Raw genomic sequence first — 21,474 nt, forward strand, 5'->3', positions numbered from 1 at the left:
TCAGCCGGCCGGGTCGATCAGTGGGCGGATCACCACGCCCGCTTCCGCGGCCGACTCCAGTCCGGCGGAGGCGGGCTCACCCCGCCACCACGCCGTGAACTCCCGGGCGGTGAACACCGGCTTGCCCCACTTCGCGGCGTTCTTGGCCTTGTTCGACTGCGAGCCGTCCTCCGCGGTGACCAGGACGTCGCAGCGGGTCTTGGTCACGTTTGCCACCGGCTGCAGCCCACGCTCCACGGCCATGTCCTCGAGGTCCTCCCGGTAGACCTCCCGCCCGTCGGGGCCGATCACCGTTCCGGTGAAACAGATCCGCGCACCCGGCACCAGGACCGCCTCGATCCCCTGAGCCGCATCGGCCGACCCGTCCAGGATGTACTCACCCGTGTGCTCCTCCACGGCGCGCACCACCGCGAGGCTCTGCGCAGAGAGCCGCCCGCGCTCCCGGGCCTCCCGCAACTTCTCGGCGAGTACCGCACCCGGGTGCCCCGCGGTATCCGCACTGCACCGCACGGTGAACCCGGTGACACCGTCCGGCCGGGGCATGAGATAGCCCGACCGGTCCTGAGCTTCGGGGAACGGATCGGCCAGTCCCTCCGTGACGCCCGACGAAGCCGCGATCTCACGCACCGCACGGGCCCGTTCGAGCGCCGTCGCCGCCTCGAGACCGCGGCGCTGCTGGGCGGAGACCCGCCCCGCGGCGACGTCGTACCCCAGGGGCATGTGCGTGACGTACCCCGTGCGTTTGAGCTCGTAATCGAGGTACCCGAGCTGGCGGTCGATGTCCGCGCCCACGGGGACGCGACCCGCGAGGTGCGGGGCGAGCGCGGCCCACGCGTCCGTGAGCAGGGGCGCGAGCTGGACCTGGCCCGCGGTGATCCCGTATGCGCTGCGCGCGTCCCCCATGTCCCGCGTGGGGTTGACCAGGGTGCTCAGCTCCAGGCCGTCGTCCGTGACCAGGGCGAGCTCCACGGGCCGGGGCCTCCAGCGCTCGCCCACGTCCCCCACGCTGCAGATGCCCAGGTACACGTTGCCCTTGCTCGTGTCCGCGTCCCGGGACCCCGAGCGCAGGAAGCGGCGAATGCGCTGATCGACCTTGAGATCGCGCGGCAACACGTTGCGCCGCAGCACGAGCCCCTCGAAGGACGTGCAGCGACTCAGCGCCACGTACAACTGGCCGTCGGCGAACGTGCCCCCGGTCAGGTCCACCACCACATTGTCGAGCGTCTGCCCCTGGCTCTTGTGGATGGTCACCGCCCACGCAAGGCGGAACGGCAGCTGCGTGTACGTCCCGATCACGTCGTGGCGCAGCGTTCCGTGTTCGACGGCGGGCCGCGTCACCTCCCACAGATTGGGTTCGACCTTGGCCAGGCGACCGTCGGGGAGCTCGATGTACACGATGAGCTCGCCGTCCTCCCAGAAGTGGTCGGCCACCTTGGCGATCGTGCCGTTGACCCACCGGTCGGAGGGATCGTTGGTGAGCATCATGACCTGCGCGCCGCGTTTGAACACGAGCTCCCGGTCCACGGGGATCTCGAACCCGTCCAGCTGCCCCGTGAGGATCGCGGAGTGGTGCACAGCCGGCTCGGGGATCTGCTCGAGCATCCCGCGGTTGCGGGACGTGGCCATCCGGTTGGTCGTGGTCAGGGTCAGCCAGAACTCGTCGATGGGTGGGGTGAAGTCCGGGTCGGTGCGGGCGTTGAGCTCCCGGCGGGCCTCCTCGAGCAGCGCACCCTCCCGCACGGCATTGAGGATGTCCACGAGACGGTCGTCCCCGAGCTGACGGAACACTGTGGTCAGTTCCACCGTGGCGAAGTCGTCCCGGTGGTAGGTGTCCGCGGAGAAGAAGTACGGGGTGGAGTAGCGGGTCGCGAAGTACTCGCGTTCGTGATCGGTGACCACGGGCGGCAACTGGTAGAGGTCCCCCACCAACACCAGCTGCACACCGCCGTACTTGCGCCCGGGTTTGGGGCCGAAACGTTCCAGGGCGGCCACGAGGCAGTCGAAGAGATCCGCCCGGACCATGGACGCCTCGTCCACGATCAGTGTGTGCAACTCGCGCAGGGTGGCCGCGAACCGGCCGGGGTAGTACCGCCCGCGCCGCACCTCCTCCGGGGACATCCCCGGGGCCAACGAGAGCAACCGGTGGATCGTGTACCCGCCCACGTTCAACGCCGCGATACCCGTGGGTGCCACGACCACCACGTTGCGCCGGGTGTGGGCCATGAACTCCCGGATCAGGGTGGACTTACCGGTCCCGGCCTTGCCCGTGAGGAACACGCTCTCCCCGTGGTGCAGCCGCTGCAGGGCCTCCCGGAACTCGCCGGTGAGAACCAGCTCGGAGGGATTGGTCGCGTTCACCCGGGCCTATCCTTTCCATGCGGCGGTGCACGTGTGACCCTACCGCGCCCACCGCGGGGTCCGGCCTCCCCGCCCTGAATGAGGCTGACCAGCGGCACCCACCATCAGCAACACCCACCACCGGCCACATCCACCACCCGCGAGTCCGAGGACGGTCCACCCGTGAGCACCCAGCACACATCCCAGTCCCACGGCACCGGAACGGACGTGCTCGCCGTGGACTTCGCGGCACGGATCATGGCCGCCGTGGTGGCCAACGGCGGAACGGTTGCTGAAGCAGTCCGCTACGGTCGCGAGATCCTCTCCCGGGCCGGCGTCGAACACTCGGACCTGGACGTTAGCTACGCCGCGGTGGGGCCACCTCCAACGCGACGGACTCGACGGCCGTGGGGGACGACGGCTACCGCGACGGCACACGGTAGCAGGCATCCCGAGCGTTCGACCCCTCGCACCGACGGCGTCGGCGACGGCGCACGGCAAGCCGGGCCCGCCGACACGCTCCCGCACCCCGATGGTCTCCTGGCATCCCCGGGGAACGGGACCCCCGCTCGGTGGACCGCCCTGCTCCCTGCTGGGTGAAGCATCCCGTCGCACTTATGGTCATAACGACTTTAGCAAGTTAGAGTCATCTTGACACTAACGATTCGGCCCCGCGGGGCGTCGAAGACCGGGGAGCCGCCATGACCGATCAGCGCGTGCTGCTGGCCGTGTCCACGGTGATCTTCACGGTCCGCCCCACGGGCGAGAACAGTGCCCACGAGCTGTGGTTACCCCTGGTCCGCCGGATTCGCGATCCCTACCGCGGCATGTGGGCTTTGCCGGGCGGTCCATTGCGATCCACTGAAGATCTCGAGGACTCCGCCCTGCGCAGCCTCACCCTGACCACCGGGTTGGCCCCCACCCACCTGGAACAACTGGCCACGTTCGGCGGGCTGACCCGCTCCGCCGGGGCTGAAGAACGCCAGGTCACCGTGGTCTACTGGGCCTCCCTCCCGCCGCACGAGGCCGCGATGGGCGAGAACGACCTCAACGTCACGTGGCTGCGCGTCACCGACCTGCCGGACCTCGCGTTCGACCACTCACTCATCGTGGCCCACGCCCTGGAACACCTGCGCGGTCGCATCGCCGAGCCAACCGTGGCCCGGGCGTTCCTGCCGGAGACGTTCACGATCGCGGCCCTGCGCGAGGTGCACGAAGCCATCATCAGCAAAGCCCTGGATCCCCCCAATTTCCGGCGCCACGTCCTGTCCTCCGGCCAGCTCCGAGACACCGGCGAGCGCCTCGCCGGCGCCCGGCACCGCCCTCCCACGCTGTACCGCTTCGCGGCGGCCAAACCGCCCGGACTCTTCCGCCCATCCCCGTCAGACCGTACCGAGGAGACCCCATGACCTCCGTGGCCACCCGACTCACGCTGCTACCCACCCGCCCATCCGGCACCGCGGCGACCCTTGAGGGCGGTTCGTGCAACGCCGCTCTCACCCAGGACCCGTGGGAGTTCCCCGCCCCGCTCTCGGCGGGTTACGGCCCGGGTGCTTCCCAGGACGACGCCGCTCCGGCCGGCTCCCCCGCGCAGCCCACCATTCCGCAGCGCTACCGGGATGCCTCCCCCGAGGAACTGGACGCCATGATCACGGCGGCCAAGAAGACTCTGGGTGAGCGCGCCGTCGTCATGGGGCACTTCTACCAGCGGGACGAAGTGGTCAAGCACGCGGACTTCATCGGTGATTCGTTCCAGCTCGCGCAGCAGGCCAAGGCGCACCCGGAGGCGGAAGCCATCGTGTTCTGCGGTGTGCACTTCATGGCCGAGACGGCGGACATCCTCTCCCGGGGCGGCCAGTCCGTGATCCTTCCCAATCCCGCTGCGGGGTGCTCCATGGCGGACATGGCGGACGCGGATTCCGTGGAGGAGTGCTGGGCGGATCTCATGGACGTGTTCGGCCCCCACGCCACGGACGCCCACGGCCGGACGATCATGGGCGAGGACGGCGAGCCGCTCGCCTCCGTGATCCCCGTGACCTACATGAACTCGTCCGCCGCGCTCAAGGCGTTCTGCGGTCGCAACGGCGGAATCGTGTGCACGTCCTCGAACGCACGGACCGTGCTGGACTGGGCCTTCGGCCGCGGCCAGCGCGTGCTGTTCTTCCCGGACCAGCACCTGGGTCGCAACACCGCCAAGGCCATGGGTGTGCCGCTGGAGCACATGCCCCTGTGGGATCCCCGCAGGGAGCTGGGCGGCAACACCGCGCAGGTCCTCCAGGATTCCCGCGTGATCCTGTGGCACGGCTTCTGCTCCGTCCACAAGCGCTTCACGGTGGGCCAGATCGAGAAGGCCCGCGCGGAATACCCCGGCTGCACCGTGATCGTGCACCCCGAGTCCCCTATGGAGGTCGTGGACGCCGCCGATTCCTCGGGCTCCACCGACCACATCCGCAAGGCCGTGGAGGCCGCGGAGCCGGGGCAGACGTTCGCGATCGGCACCGAGATCAACATGGTCAACCGCTTGGCCGCGGAACACCCCGAACACACCATCTTCTGCCTGGATCCCGTGATCTGCCCGTGCTCCACGATGTACCGCATCCACCCGGGCTACCTCGCGTGGGTCCTGGAGGAACTCGTGGCCGGCCGGGTGATCAACCAGGTGTCCGTGGCCGACGACGTCGCACGGGAGGCGTCCGTGGCGCTCGAACGCATGCTCGCCGCCGTCCCGAGGGCCTGAGTCATGACTGACGTCCTGGTCATCGGCACCGGGGTGGCCGGTCTCAGCGCGGCATTGTCCGCAGCAGAGGCCGGTGCCCGCGTCACCGTGGTCACCAAGGCCGCGCTGAGCCACACCGCGACGGATCGCGCACAGGGCGGGATGGCCGCAATGACCGGATCCCTCCCCGGCGGAAACCCCACGGATTCGGTACGGCTGCACGTCCAGGACACCCTGGTGGCCGGCGCGGGCCTGTGTGATCCGTTGGTGGTGCACGGCGTGGTCCGGGATTCCGCCGCGGCCGTTCGGGATCTCACCGGCCGCGGCGTCGCCTTCGACCGCGTGGCCGGCCCCGACTCCCCGTGGGTGCAGGGCCTGGAAGCCGCGCACAGCGTCTCGCGCATCCTGCATGCCGGAGGCGATGCCACGGGCCACGCGATCCAGGAGGCCCTATCCGCTCGGGCACGCGAGATGGCGCACGGGGGACATATCCGTCTGTGCGAATACACCCTGGTCACGGACGTCATTGTGGCCGGTGACCGGGTCGTGGGCTGCACCGCCCGCCCGGTTCTTCCCGGCCGCGAGCTGGGCGGCGAGGAGTTCCTGCCCGCGGACCACGTGGTGCTCGCCACGGGCGGCGCCGGTCAGCTGTATCCGTGGACGACCAACCCCCCGGTGGCCACCGGGGACGGCATCGCACTGGCCCTGCGCGCGGGTGCCGAGGTGCGTGACCTGGAGTTCTTTCAGTTCCACCCCACCGCGTTGGCGGCACCGGGTTCGTTCCTGATCTCCGAGGCGGTCCGCGGTGAGGGAGCGGTACTGCGCAATCAGCACGGCCGCCGCTTCATGACCGATGTGGACCCCCGCGAGGAACTCGCTCCCCGGGACGTGGTGGCGCGCGCGGTCTTCGCGGTGCGCACGGCATCCGACGACGGCGCCGCGTACCTGGACTGCTCCACGATCCCCGTCCCGTCCGGGCTGACCCGCGCCGAGTTCCTGGCCCGCCGCTTCCCGTCCATCCACGCCGAACTCACGAGGCGAGGCATCGACTGGTCCACCGAGTGGGTCCCCGTGAGCCCCGCCGCGCACTACCTCATGGGTGGTATCGCCACCGATGCGCTGGGCCGCACCACCGTGCCCGGGCTGTGGGCCGCCGGCGAATGTGCGCGCACGGGCATGCACGGGGCCAATCGCCTGGCCTCCAACTCCCTATTGGAAGCGGCGGTCCTCGGACGGCGGATCGGCGAGCTACTCGGCGACTCGGGAGCACCTTCGGACGTGTGGCCCGTGGCCCGCGGCACCGATCCGGAGCCGCGCGAACTTCCTCACTGCGATTCGACCACCGCCGAATCGTTCTCCCGCGCAGCACTGCAGCGCACCATGTGGCAGGGCGCCGGGGTGTTCCGCACCGCCGAGGGCATCGAACGGGCGAAGGCGGGGCTGGAGAGCTGGCTCGCGGCGGCGTCGTCATCGGACGAGGAGGATACGGCGGCGGCCCCTGGAACCCTGACTGACGCGGAGGACCGGAACCTCCTGACCGTGGGGCACGCGCTCGTGTGCGCGACACTGGCCCGCGCCGAGTCCCGCGGGGCCCATCAGCGCGCGGACCACCCGGCCACCGACCCCCGCCTGGCCACGAGCACCGCGTGGATCGCCTCCGGATCCGCAGCACCCACCCCCGAAAGGACAGACCATGCTGACTCGCTCAGCCGTTGAGACCGTGATCCGTGCGAGCCTGGCCGAGGACGCGCCGTGGGGTGACATCACCTCCGAGCTCGTGATCCCCGCCGCGGCGACCGCCACCGCCACGCTCACCTCGCGTGAGGAAGGGATCTTCGCCGGGGAGGAGGTCATCCGGACCGGCTTCACCACGGCGGACCCGCGCCTGGAGGTCACGCTCCACGTGCATGACGGTGACCCGCTGACCCCCGGAACCACCATCGCAACCATCACCGGCCCGGCGCGGCCGCTGCTGAGCGCGGAACGCACCGTGCTGAACCTCGCGCAGCGGATGTCCGGGATCGCGACGCTCACCGCCCGGTACGTGGCCGAGGTCGAGAGGGCCGTGGCGGAGGTGGAACGCGCCAACAATCTGCCCGCCGGAACCATCACGCGCACCCGCGTGACCGACACCCGCAAGACCACCCCCGGGCTGCGAGCGCTGGAAAAACATGCGGTGACGTGCGGCGGCGGCCACAACCACCGCTTCGGGCTCTCGGACGCCGTGATGCTCAAGGACAACCACCTGGCCGTGCTCACCGCGGACGGCACCTCCGTGACTCACGCACTGCGCGAGCTGCGCAGGAAGCTGCCGCACACCACGCACGTGGAGGTCGAGGTGGACCGGCTCGATCAGATCGAGGACGTCCTGGCCGGCGGGGTGGACACCATCATGCTGGACAACTTCGCCCACGCGGACCTGATCAGCGGCGTGGCCGTCGTGGACGGTCGCGCCATCGTGGAGGCGTCCGGTGGCATCACGCTGGAGACCATCGGCAGGGTGGCCTCCGCCGGCGTGGACGTCATCTCCGTGGGCGCACTCACCCATTCGGTGCGCGCGCTGGACCTGGGTCTGGACGTGGCCGTGGCCTAGCCCTTGTTCACGAGCGTCAGCAACACCACGGAGTCCTCATGCGCGTGCAGGGAGTGACGCTGCTGCGGGATCACGGCGTGCTGGGCAGGACCGAGCTGCACGGATTCATCACCGGCGACCAGCTCCACCCGACCCGTGATCACCTGGATCGTGGCTTCGCCCGGGTTCTCGTGTTCCTTGAGGTCCTGGCCCTCGGCCAGCGCGATCATGGTCTGCTGCAGCGTGTGCTCGCGGCCGCCGTGGAGGTGGTGGGCGGAACGCCCGCTGGACGCCTCGCGCGCCTCGGCGAGCATGTCCTGGGCAATGGTGGTCAGCGTGTTTTCTTCCATGGTCCATCTTTACAGTCCGGCTCACCGCCCGTCACGGGCACGACACGTCCGTCATCACGAGAGGTCACATCATGATCTACCTGGATCACGCGGCGACCACCGCCCCGCGCCGCGAAGTGCTCGAGGCCATGTGGCCGTGGTTGACCGGCGGGTTCGGTAACGCGTCCAGTCATCACGAGCGCGGCCAGCGTGCGGCCCGCGCCCTCGAGGACGCCCGCCAGCGCGTTGCCGCGGTCCTCGGGGCCCGCCCGGGTGAGATCATCTTCACCTCCGGCGGCACCGAGGCGGACAACCTGGCGGTCAAGGGCATCGCCCTGGCCCGCCAGGAACGGCAGCCTTCGCGTCACCGCGTGCTGGTCAGCGCCATCGAGCACGACGCCGTCCTGGAATCCGCCCGCGCGCTCGCCCGGCACGACGGTTTCGAGGCGCTCGAACTGCCCGTCGATCCCTCCGGTGCGCTCTCCCCCGACACCTTCCGCGCCGCCCTCGTGTCCGACGACGACGCCGCTCACACCCTCCCCGACCGTGCCGCACCTTCCCGCGGCGTCGCCTCCCATGCCCCTCCCGGGAGCAGCGGCGTCTCCGATCCAGCCACCGTGGCCATGGCGTCGGTGATGCTCGCCAACAACGAGGTGGGGACCGTCCAGGACATCCCCGCCCTCGCGGAGATCGCAGCGGAGCACGGAGTTCCCCTGCACACGGACGCCGTGCAAGGGGCCGGGAGCCTACCGCTGAACGTCCGAGACCTGGGCGTGGCCGCACTGACCCTGGCGGGACACAAGATCGGCACACCACAGGGCATCGGTCTGCTGTGGGTCAAGCGGGGCACTCCCCTGCGACCGCTCATGAGCGGCGGCGGTCACGAGCGCGGGCGCCGCTCGGGAACCTCCAACGTGGCCGGTGCCGTGGGCATGGCGGTGGCACTGGAGCTGGCCGAGCGGGAACGGGTTACCTACGCAGCCCGCTCGACAGCCCTGCGTGACCACCTGATCTCGGGCATCCTGAGCCGCGTACCGGGCGCAATCCTGACCGGCCCGGATCCGCGACCGGAGCGCCTCGGACATGTGCACGCCCCCTCGGACCGCGCGGAACCGGCGGCCACCGATCCCCTTAGCCCATCCGCAAGGATGCCGACGTCGGGACGGAACGGGATCACGCGACTACCGACCAACGCGTCCTTCTGCTTCCCGGGCGTCAACGGCGAAACCGTCCTGGTGGACCTCGAGAACGCGGGGGTGCTCGTGTCCTCGGGCTCGGCGTGCGCGGCCGGCTCCAGCGAGCCCTCCCACGTGCTCACGGCCCTGGGGATCCCCGCGGAGCTCGCCACCACGTCCGTGCGCTACAGCCTCGGTCGGGACACCACGGAGGAAGAGGTCGATGCCGCCGTGCGGGCAACCGCGGAAGTCGTCCGCCGGCTGAGCGCCTAGGGCGTCACCTCGTACGGCGGCTTCTCACCGCGGGCCATGGCCACGGCGTTCTCCGCGGCCTTGCGGGCCATCCCCGCCCGTGAGCCCACTTCCGCGGAGCCCACGTGCGGCAACAGGAACGCGTTGGGCAGATCGGCCAGACCGTCCGCGAGCTGGGGTTCGTTCTCGAACACGTCCAGCCCGGCCGCGAAGATCTCCCCGTCCCGCAGCGCAGAAACCAATGCATTTTCATCGACCACGGGGCCGCGGGCGGTGTTCACGAGCACCGCGGTGGACTTCATCCGCCGCAATACGTCCGCGTCGACCAGGTGCGTGGTGTCCTCGGTGAGCGGCACGTGCAGCGAGAGGTAGTCACTCGTCTCGACCAGTTCGTCCCACGGCACCTGACGCACCCGCCCGGCCAGGTCGCCCAGCTCGTTGTCGGAGACCTCGCGGTCCTCGGGCGGGCGCTGCGTGAAGATCACCGTCATGCCGAAGCCCAGTGCGCGGCGGGCCACAGCCTTGCCGATCCGACCCATGCCCGCGATCCCCAGGGTGGCCCCGGTGATGTCCTGACCGACCAGCAGTTGGGGTCCGATCCCCGTGAACTTCCCGTCCCGCAGGTACTCGGCGGCCTCGTGGGCGCGCCGCGCGGCTCCGAGCAGAAGCAGCATGGCGGTGTTGGCGGTCGCGTCATTGAGGACGTCTGGGGTGTTGCCCACGGCGATCCCGTGTTCGGCGGCCGCCGCGACGTCGATGTTGTTGTACCCCACCGCGTAGTTCGCGATCCCCCGGATCCGCGCTTCGCTCAGCAGGTCCGCGTCGAACCGGTCGGAGACCTGCGAGACCACCACGTCGTACTCGCCGCCGGTCACCGCCTTGCGCAGTTCGTCCCCACTCATCCCGTCCCGGATCTCGACGTCGCCCGCGTCCTCCAGGATGGACGGCCCCGGTTCGGGGATCTCACGTGTGACCAGGAAACGCGGTGTCTTCATGAACTCTCCTCGGGTGCGACACGCACCGACTCATGCGGCACGGACCGGGCGGATGGGCGTGGGAGGTGGGGAGCGGCGTCGTCGGCGGCCGCCCGAAGGAACACGGAACCCCGCGCGGCCACGAGAACTGCCGTGCGGGGTTCTAATGCACCCCGTGGGGTGCGAACGTCACATCCGGATCAGATGAGGGACTTGGCGCCGCCGCGAGCCTTCTCGAAGCGCTCGGCCACGTCCGCCCAGTTGACGATGTTCCAGAAGGCCTTGACGTAGTCGGCCTTCACGTTCTGGTAGTCCAGGTAGAAGGCGTGCTCCCACATGTCCAGCTGCAGCAGCGGGATGGTGGCCACGGGCACACCGTTCTGCTGGTCGTACATCTGCTCGATCACCAGGTTGCCGGCGATGGGCTCGTACGCCAGGATGGCCCAGCCGGAGCCCTGGATGGTGGTGGCCACCGCGGTGAACTGGTCGCGGAAGGCGTCGAAGGAACCGAAGAAGTTGTCGATCGCCGCGGCGAGCTCACCCTCGGGCTTGTCGCCACCCTCCGGGGAGAGGTTCTTCCAAAAGATGGAGTGGTTGATGTGGCCGCCCAGGTTGAACTGGAGGTCCTTGGAGAGCTTGGCGGCACCGGCGGCGTCGCCGTTGGCGCGGGCCTCCTCCATCTTCTCCAGGGCAGTGTTGGCACCGGTCACGTAGGTGTTGTGGTGCTTGTCGTGGTGCAGCTGCATGATCTGGGCCGAGATGTGCGGCTCGAGCGCTGCGTAGTCGTAGGGAAGATCGGGGAGAGTGAACTTTTCAGCCACGGTGAATCATCCTTCCTTTGCGGGTGCGTGATGCTTCAACTGTCCGTCCCTGCGGTTCGGCGGGTCAAGAATGTTCAGCCACTAGCGTATGTTTCACCGAGCCCGTCATCTTCCGTCACAACCGGTGCGTTGCCGCCCGGGCCGTGACCTATCCTCGGGTCCATGTCCACCCCCGATACCGCCCCGGAGGCCACCGCGACCGCCACCGGTTCCGGCGGCGCCACCGCGAGCGCCCACGTACCGGGACGCGACGACGCCGTCCACGCGCCGTCGGCGGCCCGGACCGCCGAGGGCAACCCCGCGAACCTCGAGGTCGTGCGCGCGGACGCGTCCCACGCGCAGGGCATCGTGGACCTGCGGGACCGTCTGGCGCGGTGGTTGCAGGGCCGGGGCATCGACCAGTGGCGCGAGGGCGAGTTCGACCCCGCCGAGGTGCGCCGCGAGATCGACCGCGGCGAATGGTGGGTCGTGGAATCCCCGGTGCAGCCGGACCTCATCCTGGCGAGCGTCCGGGTAATCTGGGCGGATCCGGAGATCTGGGGCGAACAGCCGGAGCCCGCCGGTTACACCCACGGGGTCGCGGTGGACCGCTCGCTCGCGGGCACCGGAATAGGTGCCCGGCTGATCCGCACCGCAGAACGGGTGATCGCCGAATCCGGGCGAAGCGTCTCCCGCCTGGACTGCGACGACGACAACCCGGTGCTCAAGCGCTTCTACACGGGCCTGGGCTACACGCCCCGCGGTGCCGTGGATTTCACCGTCCCCCGGCTGGATTACCGGGTCACGGTCATGCGCATGGAGCGCCGCCTCACCCCGTGATCCGGGGCCGACGGGCGCCGCGGGACACCCCCGGCTGGTCCCGGTGGCGACCGCGCGGCTCTCAGTAGTAAGCGCGTTTCGAGCGGTTCACGCGCGTTGCGCGCGTCGCCGTCCCGTGGCTTTCCGGTGCGTTCCCGCGTGCCTCCCGTGGGCGGCAGCCCGCACGCCGTGGCCGGTGCCGCGAGAGGAATACTCGGTGGACGACGTCGCCAGCTCCCCCGGCTGCCCCGCGGCCAGATCCCGCCGCATGCGTTCCAGCCCCTGGGCAAGTCGGCGCTCGGCCATCATTCGGGCCCACGGACGCTTCCACCACAACCCCCCGCGCAGTCGGAAATCCGCGCGCAGCTGGACGGTCACCCCCGAGCTCGTGGGCTGCCACGCGTACTCCATGATCATGTCCGCGAACCCCTTGGTGGTGCGCAGCATGAGCGATTCACCGGGCACGCGGTCCGCGACGATCATGACGTAGTCGAACGTGAACGGCCCCACCGGGGCGTCGAACTCGATCGCCGAGCCCACGTGCAGTTGATCGTCCGGGGACGTGGGCCACGTGACGTGGATCCCGAACCATCGGCCCATCCCCCTGGGCCGGCCCAGGGCCAGATCGAACTCCTGGGCGGTGACCGCCACGTCCTGCTCCACGAGCAGCGAGAATCCGTGGTCGGTGGAATCGACCTCGGTGATGCGAACAGACATGTTTCCCCCTTGGTGCGTGCTTCTCCCCATGGCGCCCGTCCCACCGGACGCCAACTACACGCGAGTAACTTACGACCCTCAGTCTGATGCAAAGACGACAAGCCGTCACTCCGCCGGGGGAAGTGTGACGCGTCCACAAGAGGTGGAGAAAAGTTATCCACAGGGGTGGAAAAGTCTGTGCACAATTCGAACACAGTTTCGACGCACACGCCCTGGGCAGGCGCGGTAACGGCAGGAAACGACGCATGACCAGGGGAAATACCGAACAAGCGTCTGGCCAACCGGGTCGAATGACAGTCGTGTGACTTATCCACTCCTGTGGAGAAGCGTTGTGGATAACGCTCACTGTCCGCTTATCTGCGTTGAGTTACCCCCTTTTAGGGGGCAGTTATGTGACGCTGTGATTTCCGCGGTGTCAGGAGGTGGGAATCACGCGCAGCCACCGAAAACCGTGAGCCTCCACCAGGATCCCCCCGCGCAGGTCCACCCGCTCGTTCTCGTGCAGCATGGTCGCCGAGGGCAGGAAACCGCTCAGCGTCTCACCCGTGACGAACTGGGGCCAGTCGCTGAAGTTCGCCAGGCACAGCACCACGCTGTGCTCGCCGGGACGCTGATAGCCCAGGACATGGCGGTTGTGCGTGATGAACGGGATGAGCGCGGTGCCTTCGAACTCCGGGGTGGCACGGCGCACCGAGATCATCCCCCGGATCCCGCCGAAGATCCGCCCCTGCACCGAGAACAGGTCGTGGCGGCGTTCGTAGTCGTCGCGGGGGTAGCGCGGGCGATGGACCCAGCGGGCGTCGTCCGCGGCGTCCGGGTTCTCGTCCCAATGGACGTCGTTGCGCTGACCCACCTCGTCACCCAGGTAAAGCAGGGGGACTCCGCCGGTGCTCATGGCCAGCGAATGCGCCAGCAGGATCCGATCCACGGCCGGACCCGGCTCGGTCTCCAGACCCAACAGGGACGCGGTGGTGCCGCAGATCCGGCAATCGCCCGTGCGGGGGTTGCCCTGGAAGGCCACGCCGTGCGCGAAGCTACCGGGGTGGCGCCCGGTGTAGAAGGCATTAAGGAAGCGGCGGTGGTCGTGGCCATCGACACCCAGGCGAGCGGCGTCGTCGTCGGAGAACGTCCACCCGATGTCGTCATGGCCGCGCACGTAGTTGACCCACGCGGTGCCCGCTGGCGTCTCGTGACGTTCGGCGAGCGCGGCGGAGAGCAGGGAGACGTCCCGGGTGGCCATGGCCTCCCATGTGAGGGCCATCTGCAGGGGGTTGTAGGACAGCGCACACTGGTCCGGGTGGACGTAGCGGATGACCTCGTCCGGGTGGACGATCGCCTCCGACTTGAACTCCACGGCCGGGGCGGCCAGGGCCGTCACGGCGTTGAACGCGCGCAGCAGATCGTGGACCTGTGGCTGGGACTCGCACGAGGTGCCGAGTTGCTTCCAGATGAACGCCACGGCGTCCAGGCGCAGCACCTGGGCCCCCTGGTTGGCCAGGAACAGCATTTCCGCGGCCATGGCGTGGAAGACGTGTGGGTTGGAGTAGTTGAGGTCCCACTGGAAGCGGTGGAACGTGGTCCATACCCACCGGGGATCCGGGTCGTAGGGGCTCGCGTCCCGTCCCGCCGGCGTGCTGTCCACGCGCGTGAACACCCCGGGGTGGTCATCCGGGAAGATCTCCCGCGCGGTGCGCTCGAACTCGTCCGGCACGGTGCGCTCCGAGTACATCCAGTAGAAGCGTTCGTAGAACGGGTCCCCGGCGGCCGCGGCCCGGGCCCACTCATGCTCGTTGGAGGTGTGGTTGAACACGAAGTCCAGCACCAGGGCGATCCCCTGGGCCCGCAGTTCGGCCGCCAGGTCCGCGAGCTCTGCCATGGTCCCCAGCTCCGGGTCCACCCGGCGGTAGGAGGACACCGCGTACCCCCCGTCCGAGTTGCCGGCGGGGCTCTCGTAGAGGGGCATGAGGTGCAGGTAGGTCAGCCCGAGTTCTTCGAAGTACGGGATCTTCTCCCGGATCCCCGCGAGGTCCCCGCCGTAGCGGTCCACGTAACACACCCCGCCCACGGCCTCCCGGGACGTGAACCACGGCAGTTGGTCCTCGCGGCGGCGGTCCAGGTCCTTGAGGTCCCGGGGGCGCTGCACATAGGCCTCCCACGCGGTGAGGACGGCGCGGGTCACGGTGTCCCAGATACCGAGCCCGGGTCCGTAGACCGCGTGCAAGGAGGTGATCAGACGGTCCAGCTGACGGCTGAGCCGACCAAGGAAGACGGTGCGTTCCTCGGGGGTCGCGCGCGTATCCAGCGCGAGATGCTCCCGCACCGATTTGAGTACGTGTTCGCGATCGGTGGTGTCCCGGGGGATCGAGGGTTCGGACAACACGGGAATGCCTCCTCGGTTGACGCACGTCACGTGCGTGGGGAGTCATGGTGCCCGGGATCCCCCTTGATGCCGAGCTCGGATCGACCGCCTCCGCGTTCCCGCGGGCCGGTTGCGTCCAGGATACGGGCGCGGTTGCACTCGACGCTCAGGTGACGTCCGCGTGACTCGTCCCCGCACCCCGTATTCACCCCACAGGTTGTGCACAGAGTTATCCACAGGTGTGGAAACCATGGCGCGTTCCCGGGTGGGCCACGTGGGGCGATACCTCTGAAACCCCAGGTCAGGGCGATATGACGCGAATCCCCAGCGGGTGTGGACAAGCCTGTGCAGAACCGCGCACACGGCCGTGGAGAACGCGCTCGGCCGGACGCGGATGAACGGAACATGACGAACGCCCGGTGCTTCCCCATGCGGGGAGCACCGGGCGATCCCACCCCGTGGGGTGGATTCCGGACGTCACCAGGCGACCCTGACGGCGGTTCGTCGACCAACGTCGCTGCGGGTGTCGCGGATCAGGAGGCCTTCTCGTACCCGTGGTCGGAGAGCCACTGCTTGGCGGCGTCCGCGGGGTTCTGCTGCTGGTCCCCGCTGACCTTGCGGTTGAGGTCGATCAGGTCCTGGGTGGTCAGCTTGGTGGAGAACTCGTTCAGCGCGTCCACCGCGTTCTGCGGCAAGCGGTCCGGGGCGGTGAGCGGGAGCACTTGCTGGGCGATGAAGTTGTTCTTGGGGTCCTCGAGCACCGTGAGGTGCTGGTCCTGGATGGCCGGGGTGGTGGTGAAGATGTCCGCCACCTGGGCGTCGTCCTGGGTCAGGGCCTGCACGGTGAGGGGGCCGCCGCCGTCGTTGATGGGCTGGAAGGATTTGAAGGAGCAGTCGTACTTCTGCTTCAACCCGTCCACGCCGTAGGCGCGTTCCTGGAACTCCGGCGGGCCAGCCATGATCAGGTCCCCGCACACCGAGGAGAGGTCCTCGATGGACGTCAGACCGTACTTCTCCGCGGTGGCCTGTGTGACCACCAGGGCGTCCTTGTTCTCCGCGCGGGAGGGGTCGAGCACCGAGAGCTGCTGGCCCTCCAACGCGGAAGGCAGTGCCTTCATGATGTCCTCGGCGGAGGCCGCGGTGGCGTCCTTGTCCGCGAAGAGCAGCAGGTTCCCGGAGTAGTCCGGGACCACGTCCACGGAACCGTCCTTGACGGCACCCACGTAGGCCTCGCGCGCGCCGATGCCCGGCTTGGTCTCCACCGTGACGCCCGCGTCCCGCAGCACCCCGGCGTAGAGCTCGGCGATGACCTGCGACTCGGGGAAATCCGCGGAGCCCACGGTGACGGCGTCCGAGGAGCCGCCTGAGGCGGCGTCGCCCGAGTTCTCCGCGAGCGGGTCGGAACCGCCGCCGCACGCGGTGAGGGCGAACACGGCCGTGGCGGTCATGGCCGCCCACGCGGCGGGGCGGAGGGCGCGGCGCGCAGCGCGCGTGCGCTGCGTAGAGGGGGACGGTGTCATGGTCGATCTCCTGCCAGTCTGAGGCCCGGCGACGTCACCAGGCGTTGTACGAGAGCGAGTACTGCATCCGCGGCCAGTGCGAGCACGGCCACGAGTACCACGGACGCGAGCATGCGCGCGTAGTCGCGCACCGCGAGCCCGTCGATCAGATAGCGGCCCAGACCGCCCAGGTTGATGTACGCCACGATGGTCACGGTCGCGAGCACCTGCAACGCGGCATTGCGGATCCCGCCCAGGATCACCGGCAGCGCCACGGGGATCTCCACGCGCGTGAGTACCTGACCCTCGGTCATGCCCATGGAACGGGCGGCGTCCACGAGCGCCGGGGAGACCGCGGCGACCCCCGAGTACGTGCCCGAAAGGATGGGCGGGATGGCCAGCAGCACGAGCGCCAGGATGGGGGGCATGAGCCCCAGCCCCATGAGCAGCGTGAACAGGCTCAGCAGACCCAGGGTGGGCAGCGAGCGCAATGCGCCGGCCAGGCCCACGATCACGCCGCCGCCGCGGCGTGTGTGGCCCACCCACAGGCCCAGGGGCACGGCGATCGCGAGCGCGATCCCCATGGTCAGCACGCTGTAGCCCACGTGTTCGAGCAAACGCTGCGGGATCCCGGTGGCTCCGCTCCAGTTGGCGGGGTCGGTCAGGAACTGCGCGGCTTCCGAGAACAGGTTCACGCGCGATCACCCCGGGCTTCCACGGCGGCGACGGCGCCCGCGCCGGCGGGCGCACCGGCCACGGAATCGCGGCCCTCGGGGTCCCCGCCCCCGGGCCGGTCGACTCGGCCGTTAGCGCTGTCGTGCCGCGCCGCGCCGGCACGACGCCGCTCGCGCGCCGTCGTGGTCCCCGTGCGCTGCCAGCGGGTCAGGACATGGCCGAGCAGACGCAAGAGCTGATCCAGCACGATCGCGATCAGCACGGTGGCCACGATGCCCACCACGATCTCCGAGACGATCGAGCGGCGCAGCCCGTCCGTGAACAGGGTGCCCAGGGACTGGATGCCGATCACGGCGCCCACGGAGACCATGGAGATGTTGGAGACCGTGGCCACGCGCAGCCCCGCAATCATCACGGGCACCGCCAGCGGCAGTTCCACCCCGAAGAAGCGGCGCACGGGTTTGTACCCCAGCGAGGTGGCGGCCTGGAGGACATCTCGGTCCAGGGACTCGAACGCGTCCACGCACGAGCGCACCAGGATTGCGATCACGTACAGGGTCAGCGCCACGATCACGTTGACCACGGACGTGATGCCCGTGCCCAGGATCAGCGGCAGGACCACGAACAGGGTCAGCGAGGGGATCGTGTACAGCAGTGACGAGCCCGTGACGAACACCGGACGCAACCAGCGTCTGCTCGTGGCCAACCGGGCAAGCGGGACGCTGATCAGCAGGCCCACGACCACGGGCACGATGGACTGGATCAGGTGCGCGCCGGCGAGGTCCAGGACCGTGGACCAGTTGTTCGGCAGCCAGTTCACGAGCGTTCCGACCTGTCGTAGCGCGCCGAGCGCTGCTCTTCGATCGCGCGCATCACGTCCTCGCCGGGCACTACGCCCGCCACGGAGCCGTCGCGGTGCACGGCCACGGCCTGCCCGGACGGGGAGGACAGGGCGGCGTCGAGCGCGGTGCGCAACGACCCGCCGTCGTGCCACAGGGTCCCTCCCACACGCAGTTCCTCGCGCGCGGCCGGTTCTCCGGACGCCGTCACGGGCAGCCAGCCCAGCGGGTGGCGGCGCTCGTCCACCGCGAGCACCCAGTCCGACGACGACGCCGCTCCCGCCGCCTGCCACGGCGCGGGGTCCTCACTGCAGGGGCCCACCAGGAAGCGCTCGCCGGTGTCCACGACCAGAACCGTGACGGGCTGCAGTGCCACGGAGGCGTTGTCGAAGCTCAGCGAACGGAACCCGCGGTCACGGCCGATGAAGTCCGCGACGAAGTCGTCCGCGGGGGCCCGCAGCAGTTCCTCCGGGGTCGCGTACTGCGCGAGCCTGCCCCCGCGCGCGAACACGGCCACGCGGTTGCCCAGCAGGATCGCCTCGTCGATGTCGTGGGTCACGAAGATGATGGTGCGGTGCAACCGCTTCTGCAGGTCCAACAATTCGCTCTGCAGGTCCTGGCGCACCACGGGGTCCACGGCGGAGAACGGTTCGTCCATGAGCAGGATGGGCGGATCCGAGGCCAGGGCACGTGCCACGCCCACGCGTTGTTGCTGACCTCCGGACAACTGCGCCGGGTACCGGGTGGCCACGGACTCGTCCAATCCCACCGAGCCCAGCAACTGCCGGGCGTGCGCGCGGGACTCCCGTTTGGACACCCCGTTCAGCCGGGGGACCGTGGCGATGTTGTCCTCCACGGTCTTGTGGGGCAACAGACCCGATTGCTGCATCACGTACCCCATGGAGCGGCGCAGCTTGGCGGCCGGGATGCTCGCGACGTCCTGACCGTTGACCTCCACCGTCCCCGAGGAGGGCTCCACCATGCGGTTGAGCATCCGCAGGGACGTGGTCTTGCCGCAACCGGACGGGCCCACGAACACCGTGAGGGAACCCGCGGGAACGTCCAGGTCCAAGTTATCCACCGCGGCCGTACCGTCCGAATAGACCTTGCTCACCCCGCGGTAGCGGATCGCCAGATCGGTCATGGGGCCGTATCCCTTCGTAGCCGTGGCCTCATCCTAACGGAGCACAACCATCAGTGAGCGAACCATTTCCGGTTTCGTGACGGTTCACCCGGTGGAGCCGTCACAAGTGCCGCTGAAGCATGCCGTCCGGAAGGAAGGCACGAGGAAGACGTCCGCGATGGCGGCCAAGGATCGGAACCGCCTGGGCAGCACCAGCGAGTCCGGACTGGACCAGAAGCTGCGCGAGCGGGGACAACGCGCGGCCACGCGCGCCCCCAAGCCCCAACCACAGCGATGGGCGGAACACTCGTAAATGCCCCACCCATTTTATTTTGCACTCACGCGCGCCGCTCACGTGTCAGATTTGTATGATGTCCCGCGTCTGGATGAACACCGGGATTGCCGGCTCATCGCATTCGAGGGTATAGGTGTGGTCTGAATCCTCCAGCCTCGAGCAGGCTCCCGGTGATGAAGTTGGTGAGGTTGCCGAAACCGAAAGCGGAGCCGCGCAGGTGCTTAACGCGCCCATTGATCGCCTCTGTCGGCCCGTTGCTGGTGCCTGACCGGTCGAAGAACGCGAACACGTCGAAGGCGCGTTGCCTAAAAGTGTGGCCAAGCTTGCGGATATCGACGAGCGTAGCCGGGACGCCGCTGCTAAGCGCGTGGATCACCGCTCGCATCATCTGCTTCGCCTTCTTCTTCTCGGGCTCGCGGTAGGCGGGGACAATGCGCTGGTAAATGCCCCAGGTCGCTTCGACCTCGACATGCTCCTCGATCGCGAACACGGCGTTGAAGCGGGCGGTGTGCTTCTCGGTGAGCAGACCGGCACCGGCGTGCAGGACCCGGCGCGCCTTCTACAGCGGGTCGCCGACGCGGCCACGATGCCCCAGAGTGTCCTGCTGGACGCGCTGCCGGCACCGGTCGAGGGCGTCGCCGGCCAGACGAACGACATGGAACAGGTCCATCACCGGGACCGCGTCGGGCAGCTCCTCCGCCGCGGCGGCCTTTAACCCGCTGAACTTACGCCACCACGGATCACCCCCGACGACACGACACTCAATGACCGCCCGATCCGGGTCGAGTCGCTGCCCGACGGCTTCGAGGCCAAGTACGGCGAGGCGGCAGAACGTGATCAGGCACAGCGCGGCGAAGATAGCGTTGAACACGTCGAGCTCTTCCGGATGGTGAGTGCAAAACCTCCATCCACGGGGACCCCGACGTCCATGCGACCACCGCCGCGTGAACCCCCACCACACCCCCAACCTCGAAGAACCAGATTGCCAGTATCGCACTGATGATGAAAACGCAGATCAAATATGCGCCGGCCGGTCTTGAGATCCTTGTCTACGTCCTATTCACTCGCACTACCGGACCTGTAGGCGTTCGAATCCCACCGCATCTGCTTTCCCCAGACGGCATCGGAAACGACGAAAAAGGATGTCATGAGAGACCCTAGACAGAAAAACGCCAGAGTCAGGGCCAAGGGGAAAACAACCCCCTTAGAAATCAGCAACCATCCGCATATGGTCAATCCGATCACTGCAAACGCACTGCAGTAAACTGTGATCGGGCTTTTTAATTTCATGACATTCTCTTTCTACGAGGTTCCACCAACCGAACCTGCTATAGAGCATCCCTGGGACTTCGCCCCGCACCACCGGGGTGGGTTCCCATCAGTGAGTTCACCGATCATGTGGCGCATCAAGTGGCGCGTCCCCGATGTCCTCGGTCAGGAACTCCTCCGGGATCCGGTCCGCCCCGGCCACGTCCGCGAGGATCCGCCGGTCGATGGGAACCCCCCGGTGCAGCACACTGATCCCGCCCCCGGGTTCGTGCAGCACGCACGCCACCTCGCGGTAGGAGCGCACCCCCGCCCGACGCAGTGCCCCGTTGAGTTCGGAATGCGTGATGTGGGCGCGACGCAGGGCGTGCTCGTCCACGCGGTCACCGATCATGAGCAGGCGGGCGGGTGAATTGAACACGCGCTGCCACCGAGCCCGCGTGCCCAGGTGGCCGAACACCACTTCCAGCAGGAACAGGGTGCCCAGTCCCAGCACACCGCTCATGAGTGTCGGCGGGTGCCCCAGGATCACGCGCCCCGCCACGGCACCCAGCATCACAGTGATCACCACGTCGAACGTGGACATGGCCGTGAGCACCCGCTGGCCGAAGATCCGCACAAAGACGAGGAATGCCACGTAGATCCCCACCGCGGAGAGCACCACCACGATCGCATGGGCGGACGTGATCCCCAGTTCGGCGCCCAGACCCTCCCAGGACGGCACGCC

The 21,474-nt window shown here is 68.8% G+C and carries 19 protein-coding genes and 1 pseudogene; 7 read left to right on the top strand and 13 right to left on the bottom strand.

The window, feature by feature from the left end; genetic code table 11:
* Window positions 1–2,358, bottom strand: a complete 2,358-nt coding sequence (locus RF637_RS04745; RefSeq protein WP_368844270.1) for an AAA family ATPase — start codon at window positions 2,356–2,358, stop codon at window positions 1–3.
* Window positions 2,359–2,462: 104 nt separating this feature from the next.
* A complete protein-coding gene (locus RF637_RS04750) occupies window positions 2,463–2,615 on the bottom strand; it encodes a hypothetical protein (protein ID WP_368844271.1) in 153 nt (50 codons plus the stop codon).
* Between the two features lie 423 nt (window positions 2,616–3,038).
* On the opposite strand from RF637_RS04750, the gene RF637_RS04755 reads away from it, so the two are divergent.
* From RF637_RS04755 to nadC, 4 genes are read left to right on the top strand one after another with little or no spacing between them, the layout of a single operon-like run.
* Window positions 3,039–3,746: an NUDIX domain-containing protein gene (locus RF637_RS04755; RefSeq protein WP_368844272.1), complete on the top strand. Its 708-nt coding sequence runs from the start codon at window positions 3,039–3,041 to the stop codon at window positions 3,744–3,746.
* Window positions 3,743–5,074 (top strand): quinolinate synthase NadA, encoded by a 1,332-nt coding sequence (gene nadA / locus RF637_RS04760; protein ID WP_368844273.1) that lies wholly within the window; start codon window positions 3,743–3,745, stop codon window positions 5,072–5,074. Before RF637_RS04755 ends, nadA begins: the two co-directional genes overlap by 4 nt.
* A gap of 3 nt (window positions 5,075–5,077) precedes the next feature.
* The gene (gene nadB, locus RF637_RS04765) at window positions 5,078–6,769 is read left to right on the top strand and encodes an L-aspartate oxidase (RefSeq protein WP_084118028.1); all 1,692 of its coding nucleotides are present in this window, start codon (window positions 5,078–5,080) and stop codon (window positions 6,767–6,769) included.
* The gene (gene nadC / locus RF637_RS04770; protein ID WP_368844274.1) at window positions 6,747–7,646 is read left to right on the top strand and encodes a carboxylating nicotinate-nucleotide diphosphorylase; all 900 of its coding nucleotides are present in this window, start codon (window positions 6,747–6,749) and stop codon (window positions 7,644–7,646) included. The genes nadB and nadC overlap by 23 nt, the downstream gene beginning before the upstream one ends.
* Here nadC and RF637_RS04775 read toward each other — a convergent pair.
* Window positions 7,643–7,975: a cupin domain-containing protein gene (locus tag RF637_RS04775; RefSeq protein WP_368844275.1), complete on the bottom strand. Its 333-nt coding sequence runs from the start codon at window positions 7,973–7,975 to the stop codon at window positions 7,643–7,645. The two genes, nadC and RF637_RS04775, sit on opposite strands and share 4 nt — an antisense overlap.
* 71 nt (window positions 7,976–8,046) lie before the next feature.
* Between RF637_RS04775 and RF637_RS04780 the strand changes: the two genes are divergently transcribed.
* Window positions 8,047–9,402 carry a cysteine desulfurase family protein gene (locus RF637_RS04780; RefSeq protein WP_368844276.1) on the top strand — a complete coding sequence of 452 codons (1,356 nt, stop codon included), beginning with the start codon at window positions 8,047–8,049 and terminating at the stop codon, window positions 9,400–9,402.
* Here RF637_RS04780 and RF637_RS04785 read toward each other — a convergent pair.
* Both RF637_RS04785 and RF637_RS04790 read right to left on the bottom strand, forming a co-directional pair.
* The gene (locus RF637_RS04785; RefSeq protein WP_035962722.1) at window positions 9,399–10,376 is read right to left on the bottom strand and encodes a D-glycerate dehydrogenase; all 978 of its coding nucleotides are present in this window, start codon (window positions 10,374–10,376) and stop codon (window positions 9,399–9,401) included. The genes RF637_RS04780 and RF637_RS04785 overlap by 4 nt on opposite strands.
* A gap of 179 nt (window positions 10,377–10,555) precedes the next feature.
* Window positions 10,556–11,176: a superoxide dismutase gene (locus RF637_RS04790; protein ID WP_035962724.1), complete on the bottom strand. Its 621-nt coding sequence runs from the start codon at window positions 11,174–11,176 to the stop codon at window positions 10,556–10,558.
* 162 nt (window positions 11,177–11,338) lie between these two features.
* Between RF637_RS04790 and RF637_RS04795 the strand changes: the two genes are divergently transcribed.
* Window positions 11,339–11,995 (top strand): GNAT family N-acetyltransferase, encoded by a 657-nt coding sequence (locus RF637_RS04795; protein ID WP_270240645.1) that lies wholly within the window; start codon window positions 11,339–11,341, stop codon window positions 11,993–11,995.
* Between the two features lie 87 nt (window positions 11,996–12,082).
* On the opposite strand, the gene RF637_RS04800 is transcribed toward RF637_RS04795, so the two are convergent.
* The 6 genes from RF637_RS04800 to RF637_RS04825 form a co-directional block, all read right to left on the bottom strand.
* The gene (locus RF637_RS04800) at window positions 12,083–12,691 is read right to left on the bottom strand and encodes a hypothetical protein (protein WP_368844277.1); all 609 of its coding nucleotides are present in this window, start codon (window positions 12,689–12,691) and stop codon (window positions 12,083–12,085) included.
* A gap of 415 nt (window positions 12,692–13,106) precedes the next feature.
* On the bottom strand, window positions 13,107–15,071 hold the full coding sequence (locus RF637_RS04805; protein ID WP_368844278.1) for an amylosucrase: 1,965 nt from the start codon (window positions 15,069–15,071) through the stop codon (window positions 13,107–13,109).
* Window positions 15,072–15,583: 512 nt separating this feature from the next.
* Window positions 15,584–16,498 (bottom strand): ABC transporter substrate-binding protein, encoded by a 915-nt coding sequence (locus RF637_RS04810; protein WP_165489837.1) that lies wholly within the window; start codon window positions 16,496–16,498, stop codon window positions 15,584–15,586.
* Between the two features lie 68 nt (window positions 16,499–16,566).
* Window positions 16,567–17,244, bottom strand: coding sequence for an ABC transporter permease (locus RF637_RS04815; RefSeq protein ID WP_064846971.1), 678 nt, complete (start codon window positions 17,242–17,244; stop codon window positions 16,567–16,569).
* The gene (locus tag RF637_RS04820) at window positions 17,241–18,044 is read right to left on the bottom strand and encodes an ABC transporter permease (RefSeq protein ID WP_085108216.1); all 804 of its coding nucleotides are present in this window, start codon (window positions 18,042–18,044) and stop codon (window positions 17,241–17,243) included. Before RF637_RS04820 ends, RF637_RS04815 begins: the two co-directional genes overlap by 4 nt.
* Entirely contained in the window at window positions 18,041–19,207 is a 1,167-nt protein-coding gene (locus RF637_RS04825; protein ID WP_085108213.1) for an ABC transporter ATP-binding protein, read from the bottom strand. The genes RF637_RS04820 and RF637_RS04825 overlap by 4 nt, the downstream gene beginning before the upstream one ends.
* 157 nt (window positions 19,208–19,364) lie before the next feature.
* On the opposite strand from RF637_RS04825, the gene RF637_RS04830 reads away from it, so the two are divergent.
* Window positions 19,365–19,499 carry a hypothetical protein gene (locus RF637_RS04830; RefSeq protein WP_259462927.1) on the top strand — a complete coding sequence of 45 codons (135 nt, stop codon included), beginning with the start codon at window positions 19,365–19,367 and terminating at the stop codon, window positions 19,497–19,499.
* A gap of 94 nt (window positions 19,500–19,593) precedes the next feature.
* Here RF637_RS04830 and RF637_RS04835 read toward each other — a convergent pair.
* A pseudogene (locus RF637_RS04835) lies at window positions 19,594–20,205 on the bottom strand (transposase); the annotation flags it as partial.
* Between the two features lie 663 nt (window positions 20,206–20,868).
* Window positions 20,869–21,471, bottom strand: a complete 603-nt coding sequence (locus RF637_RS04840) for a DUF421 domain-containing protein (RefSeq protein WP_368844279.1) — start codon at window positions 21,469–21,471, stop codon at window positions 20,869–20,871.
* Window positions 21,472–21,474: the final 3 nt, after the last annotated feature.

Source organism: Kocuria sp. CPCC 204721, from assembly GCF_040980945.1.
GTDB lineage: Bacteria > Actinomycetota > Actinomycetes > Actinomycetales > Micrococcaceae > Kocuria > Kocuria marina.